Genomic DNA, 6215 nt, shown 5'->3' with positions numbered 1-6215 from the left:
CACCACTTGAGTGGTGCTTGGTTTCCCCATGCGGACTTCCCCGGATCATCGTCTGGTTGGCGCCCCCGCCGGGGGCGCCCCCGCAGCCCGGCGCGCCCAAGGCGAGCGCGGCCAGCAGGGGCAGCACGCGTACGGTCGTCGCTCTCATGCGGTACCTCCTGCTGACGGGCCATCTGTTGAGGTAGACGTACCCAGGACGGCCTTGGTTCGCGTGCCTCGTCGTATGCCCCGCGAAGGTCCCGGCGGTCGAGGTCTTTGGTCCATGGCTGAGCCGGGCCTGCGCGGGTAGCGTCCGGGCATGACCACCTTCGATCTCACCGCCCTGCGGGCCGTCGTCTTCGACACCGACGGCGTGGTCACCGACACGGCCCGGGTGCACGCGGCGGCGTGGAAGCACGTGTTCGACGGCTTCCTGCGCGGCCGTTCCGCGCCGTTCGACGTACGCGCCGACTACCTGACCTATGTGGACGGGCGGCCGCGGCTCGACGGCGTGCGCACGTTCCTGGCCTCGCGCGGCGTCTCGCTGCCCGAGGGCGGGCCGGACGACGAGCCGGGCGCGCCGACCGTCCACGGGCTGGGCCGGGCCAAGGACGAATTGTTCGTCCGGGAGATCGCGCAGCACGGCGTGGCCGCGTTCCCCTCGACGGTCGAGCTGCTGCACGAGCTGCGCAGGCGCGGCTGCCGCACCGCGGTGGTCTCGGCCAGCAGGCACTGCCGCTCGATGGTGGCGTCGGCGGGCGTGCTGCACCTGTTCGACGTGCTGGTGGACGGCACGGACGCGGCCAGGCTCGGCCTGCCGGGCAAGCCGGACCCGGCACTGTTCCTGGAGGCCGCGCGGCGGCTCGATCTGCCCGCCGGGCAGGTGGGCGTGGTGGAGGACGCGGTGCCCGGCGTCGAGGCGGCCCGCAGGGGCGGTTTCGGGCGGATCGTCGCGGTGGACAGGAGCGGCACGCGGGCCGCCGCGATGCTGGCCGCGGGCGCCGACGCGGTGGTGTCCGACCTGGCGGAGGCCGACGTCACGGGACGGGTGCCGGTGGGGCGGCGATGAGCGCGTGGACGCTCACGTACGAGGGGTTCGATCCCGAGGGTGAGGGGCTGCGCGAGGCGCTGTGCACGCTGGGCAACGGCCGGTTCGCGACGCGGGGGGCGACGCCGGACGGGGAGCCGCGGACGCCGGGCACGTACCTGGCGGGGTGTTACGACCGGCTCGACTCGGTCGTGGCCGGGCACACCGTCACCAACGAGGACATCGTCAACCTGCCCGACTGGCTGCCGCTGCGGTTCGCCACGCCCGGCACGGACTGGTTCCGTCCGCAGGCGGCCGACCTGCTGCTCTACCGGCACGAGCTGGACCTGCGGCACGGCGTGCTGGTGCGGCTGCTGCGCTGGCGCGACGCGGAGGGCCGCGTCACCCGGGTACGCCAGCGCCGCCTGGTGTCGATGGCGGATCCGTACCTCGCGGCGCAGGAGTGCACGTTCACCGCCGAGAACTGGTCGGGCCCGCTGCGGGTGCGGGCCGCCCTGGAGGGTCGGGTCGCCAACGACGGCGTGGCCCGCTACCGCGACCTGCGCGGCGACCACCTGACCTGCCACGAGACCGGCTCCGAGGACGACCTGGCCTGGCTGACGGCCGTCACCCGCTCCTCCCACGTCGTCGTGGCGCTGGCCGCCAGGATCGACGCGGAGACCGGCACGACAGCACGTCCGGTGCTGGCGGGTGACCACATCACCTCCGACCACGTGCTCGACCTGGCGCAGGGACGCCCGTCCCGGCTCGTCAAGACCGTGGCGCTGACGTCGTCGCGCGACCCCGCCAGTCACGACCCGCGCTCGTCGGCGCTGCGGCACGTACGCAGGGCGCCGCCCTTCCCCGAGCTGCTGGCCCGGCACATGGCGGCATGGGAGGGGCTGTGGCGCAGGGCCAGGATGGACGTGGACGGCTCCGAGCTGTCGCAGCTCGTCCACGTGAACATCTTCCACCTGCTGCAGACGCTCTCCCCGCACACCGCCGGCCTCGACGCCGGGGTGCCCGCGCGGGGGCTGCACGGCGAGGCGTACCGGGGGCACGTGTTCTGGGACGAGTTGTTCGTCCTGCCGTGGCTCGCGCTGCGCTTCCCCGAGATCTCCGAGGGGCTGCTGCGGTATCGGTGGCGGCGGCTGCCCGAGGCCATGGACGCGGCCCGGCGGACCGGGCACGACGGCGCCATGTTCCCCTGGCAGAGCGGCAGCGACGGCCGCGAGGAGACCCAGGTCCTGCACCTCAACCCCAAGTCGGGCCGCTGGCTGCCGGACGACTCCCGGCTGCAGCGGCACGTCGGCCTGGCCGTCGCGTACGACGTGTGGCGGCACTTCCTCGCCACCGGCTCGATGCCGGTGTGGTGCGCCGAGATGCTGCTGGAGATCGCCCGCTTCTTCGCCTCGCTCGCCGTCGAGATCGACGGCCGGTACGAGATCCGCGGCGTCATGGGCCCCGACGAGTACCACGAGACCTACCCCGGCGCGGACTTCCCCGGCCTGGACAACAACGCCTACACCAACGTGATGACCGCCTGGCTGATGCGCCGCGCCCGCGAGGCCGCCGCGCTCTGCCCCGACGTCACGCCGCGCCCCGGCGAGCTCGACCACTGGGACGACGTGAGCCGCCGCCTGCGGGTCGACTTCCACGACGGCGTCATCAGCCAGTTCACCGGGTACGCCGAGCTGGAGGAGCTCGACTGGGACCGCTACGGCGGCGTGCGCCGGCTGGACCGGGCGCTGGAGGCCGACGGCGACGACGTCAACCGCTACAAGGCGTCCAAGCAGGCCGACACGCTGATGCTCTGCTACCTGCTGACCGGCGACGAGCTGACCGGGCTGCTCGAACACCTCGGCTACGAGGCGGACGACGGCCTCATCCCCCGGACGATCGCGTACTACCTGCGGCGCACCAGCCACGGCTCCACGCTCAGCGCCGTCGTGCACGCCTGGGCGCTGGCCAGGCTCGATCGGGAACGGTCGTGGGAGTTCTTCATCGAGGCGCTGCAGAGCGACCTGAAGGACGTCCAGGGCGGGACCACCGCGGAAGGCATCCACCTGGGCGCCATGGGCGGCACGCTCGACCTGCTGCAACGCTGCTACCTCGGGGTGGAGCCGCGGCGCGACGGGCTGTGGCTCGACCCGCTGCTGCCCGACCGGCTCGGCGAGGCGTCGATGCCGATCTGCTACCGGGGGCGGCGGCTGTTCATCGACGCCGATGACCACGAGGCACGCGTCAACGGGGTCGCGTGCCGCACCTTCAAGCCAGGAGAGGCCATCATGTCCGGCACCGGCGACCTCGGTCGACGCATCATCCACCACCGCGAGCGCCGCGGGCTGACCCGCGAGCAGGTCGCCGAGCACGCGGGCATGTCGGCGGGCTACCTCAAATACCTGGAGGAGCACGCCGACACTCCCGACGGCGGCACGCTCTACCGGCTCGCCGACGCGCTGGGGACCACGGTGGACGAGCTGCTCGGCGGCGGGCACGACCGGCCGCCCGGCCGTGGCCCCGCCGCCGCGCACCCCAGTCTGGAGACGCTGGACGAGGCCGAGTCGCTGCGGCTGATCGCGCCGGGCGGCATCGGGCGGGTCGCGTTCAGCGGCTCGCACGGGCCGACCGTGCTGCCGGTCAACTACAAGCTGCACGACGGGAACATCATCTTCCGTACGGCGGCGGGCGGGCCGATGGACAAGGACCTGCGTACCGGGCTGGAAGGCGTGGACATCGTCATCGCCTTCCAGATCGACCACTTCGACGAGGCCACCAGGGAGGGGTGGAGCGTGCTGGTGCAGGGGCCCGCGCACCACATGCCGCCCGAGGACACGGCCGACCTCGCCCGTTCCGGGGTCACGCCGTGGGCGGGCGGCGACCGGCCGCTCTACATCCGGATCACGCCGCAGCGCGTCACCGGCCGCCGCATCCACGGCATCTGACGGGTCCTACTGGCCTGACGGGCAGCCCGTGGCGGCGAAGGCCATGAAGCGGGTCGTCTCGCGTTCGTCGAAGTTGTCGTCCGAGCCGATCACCAGCGTGCACTCGCCGCCGGCCAGGCGCGGGCCCCACGACAGGCTCTCCAGGTTCTGCACCGGAGGACGGAACGTGCCGAGGTCGTAGACCAGGCGCTTGCCGACCGGGCGGTAGCCGCCGCGGGCCAGCGAGTCGCGGCCTAGCACGTTGGAGGCGCCGCGCAGGTCGATCTCGTACAGCTTGACGCGGTAGTTCACGCCCTCGATCCAGGAACGTTCCAGCGCCAGGTAGCGGTGGTCGTCGATGGCCAGGATCTCCGACACGCCGGTGTCGGCGTCGCCGGTGGGCGGGTTCGGCGGCTCGGGCAGGCGGTCGAGGCGGTAGGCGTACTGGCCGCGCGGCCTGCCCTGGCGGTCCCAGACGGTGATCCTGGCCAGCGAGCCGCGCTCGGCCGTCGGCAGGGGGCCGTCCTCGTAACGCGGGCCCTCGGTGACGGCGGTGACGGAACGGGCGGTGACCGCCAATCCCTCGAATCCGAAATTACGCCTTGGGCCACGTTCCGTATTCGTTAGCCGCAAATTACGCGGGAGTGCGAATTCGCCCACTTGGCGGCCGTTCAGGTCCGTTCTGCGAATGGCCGGTTGCGAAATGGGGATGTCGGGATTTCTGGCGTCGGGCCGGTCCCCCTCGTCGCCCCACACCAGCCGGCCCGTCCACCGGTCGAACCTGATCGTCTCCGGGTCCGCCGCGCCCGGCCTGCCGTACCCGGGGTACGGGGTGCCGTCCGGGCGGGTCAGCGTGCGGACGCCGGTCAGGCGGACACCGGTGAAGTCGCCGGTCCTGCGGTTGATGTCGAGGTGGCCGGTGTAGAAGCGGGCCGGGTTGTAGCGGTCGCGGTCGTCGGAGATGAGATACCAGGTGCCGGTGCGCGGGTCACGGTCGACGCCGGACAGGCCGCCCACGGTGGTGCCCTGGAACGTCATCTTGTACGGGATGCGCTGCTCGCCGAGGAAGCGCGTGATGCGTACCGGCGCCCGCCGCTCCGCCGCCTCCGCCGCCTCCGCCGCCGGCGCGGTGGCCAGCACCGTGGCGAATGCCATGGCTATTCCGGTTATTCTCCGAGCACGACCCATTTGAGCCTCCGTCCTGGAAATCGACGGAGGCCATGAAAGCGCGAATCAAAAGCGAAGTCCACGAACCACCCAACGGCATGCCGCCCTCCAAAGGCCCACAAATTCCTTCGGGGTGGAGGACGGGTTGGTGTGGTGGAGCGAAAGACCCGGCCGGGGACGGAGGGAGCGGCCCACGTGCCCCCACGGTGTCCGGTCTCTTCTCCTCCCCCTGGTCAGGGGGTGGGACGGATGAGGGTGCCTATGACGGTTGTCGCGTCGTACTCCGGTGAGGTGGCGATGCGGGGGAGGAGGCCGGCTGAGCTCACTGCTTCGGCGGTGGTCGCCGCCTGGTTCTGGCTGGTCTCCACCAGGAGGCGGCCGCCGGGGGTCAGCCAGAAGGGGGCGGCGGCGATCACGCGGCGGACGACGTCCAAGCCGTCCTCGCCGCCGTCCAGGGCGAAGCGGGGCTCGTGGAGGCGGGCTTCCGGGGGCAGGAGGGCGACCGATTCCGAGGGGACGTAGGGCGGGCTGGTGATGAGGATGTCGACCCGGCCTCGGAGCGACGACGGCAGGGGGTCGTACAGGTCGCCCTGGTAGACGTGCGCGCCGGGCAGGTTGCGGCGGGCGCAGCGCACGGCGGCCGGGTCGAGGTCGGCCGCGTGCAGCTCCACCCGCCCGGCCAGTCCCGCCGCGACGGCGGCGCCCATGGCGCCGGTGCCGCAGCACATGTCGAGGACCACCGGCCGGCCCGGCACCTCGCGGGCGAGGGCGACGGCGCGGTCGATGAGGAACTCCGTGCGCGGCCTGGGCACGAACACGCCGGGCTCGACGTGGACGCGCAGCCCGCAGAACGACGCCCACCCGAGGACGTGCTCCAGCGGCTCGCCGGCGACCCGGCGTTCGAGCATGGCGGCGAGGGCGTCGGCGGTGGCGGCGGTCGAGACGAGCAGCTCGGCTTCGTCCTCGGCGAAGACGCAGCCGGCGGCACGCAGCCTGGCGACGATCTCAGCGGAAGGAAGCGACGAGGAGGAGACAGACATGGAAACCTTTCGGGATGCCGTCGGGCGCTCCCGCGGTCACCTAGTCCTGGTGGGCCGCACGGTTACGGGAAGGGAGCA

The 6215-nt window shown here is 72.6% G+C and carries 4 protein-coding genes; 2 read left to right on the top strand and 2 right to left on the bottom strand.

All coding sequences use genetic code 11. The annotated features are described in order from the left end of the window. Positions 1-298: 298 nt before the first annotated feature. Both AB0K28_RS29400 and AB0K28_RS29395 read left to right on the top strand, forming a co-directional pair. Positions 299-1048 (top strand): HAD-IA family hydrolase, encoded by a 750-nt coding sequence (locus tag AB0K28_RS29400; protein WP_364376380.1) that lies wholly within the window; start codon positions 299-301, stop codon positions 1046-1048. After that, a complete protein-coding gene (locus AB0K28_RS29395; RefSeq protein ID WP_364376377.1) occupies positions 1045-3951 on the top strand; it encodes a pyridoxamine 5'-phosphate oxidase family protein in 2907 nt (968 codons plus the stop codon). The genes AB0K28_RS29400 and AB0K28_RS29395 overlap by 4 nt, the downstream gene beginning before the upstream one ends. A gap of 6 nt (positions 3952-3957) precedes the next feature. Here AB0K28_RS29395 and AB0K28_RS29390 read toward each other — a convergent pair whose 3' ends face one another. Beyond that, entirely contained in the window at positions 3958-5085 is a 1128-nt protein-coding gene (locus AB0K28_RS29390) for an esterase-like activity of phytase family protein (RefSeq protein ID WP_345404080.1), read from the bottom strand. Positions 5086-5330: 245 nt separating this feature from the next. Then, positions 5331-6137 carry a putative protein N(5)-glutamine methyltransferase gene (locus AB0K28_RS29385; protein WP_364376374.1) on the bottom strand — a complete coding sequence of 269 codons (807 nt, stop codon included), beginning with the start codon at positions 6135-6137 and terminating at the stop codon, positions 5331-5333. Positions 6138-6215 lie beyond the last annotated feature (78 nt).

This window comes from Nonomuraea sp. NPDC049504 (assembly GCF_040676845.1).
GTDB lineage: Bacteria > Actinomycetota > Actinomycetes > Streptosporangiales > Streptosporangiaceae > Nonomuraea > Nonomuraea salmonea.
Note: the sequence above shows the minus strand (reverse complement) of the source record. Positions and strands in the feature narration are given on the sequence as shown.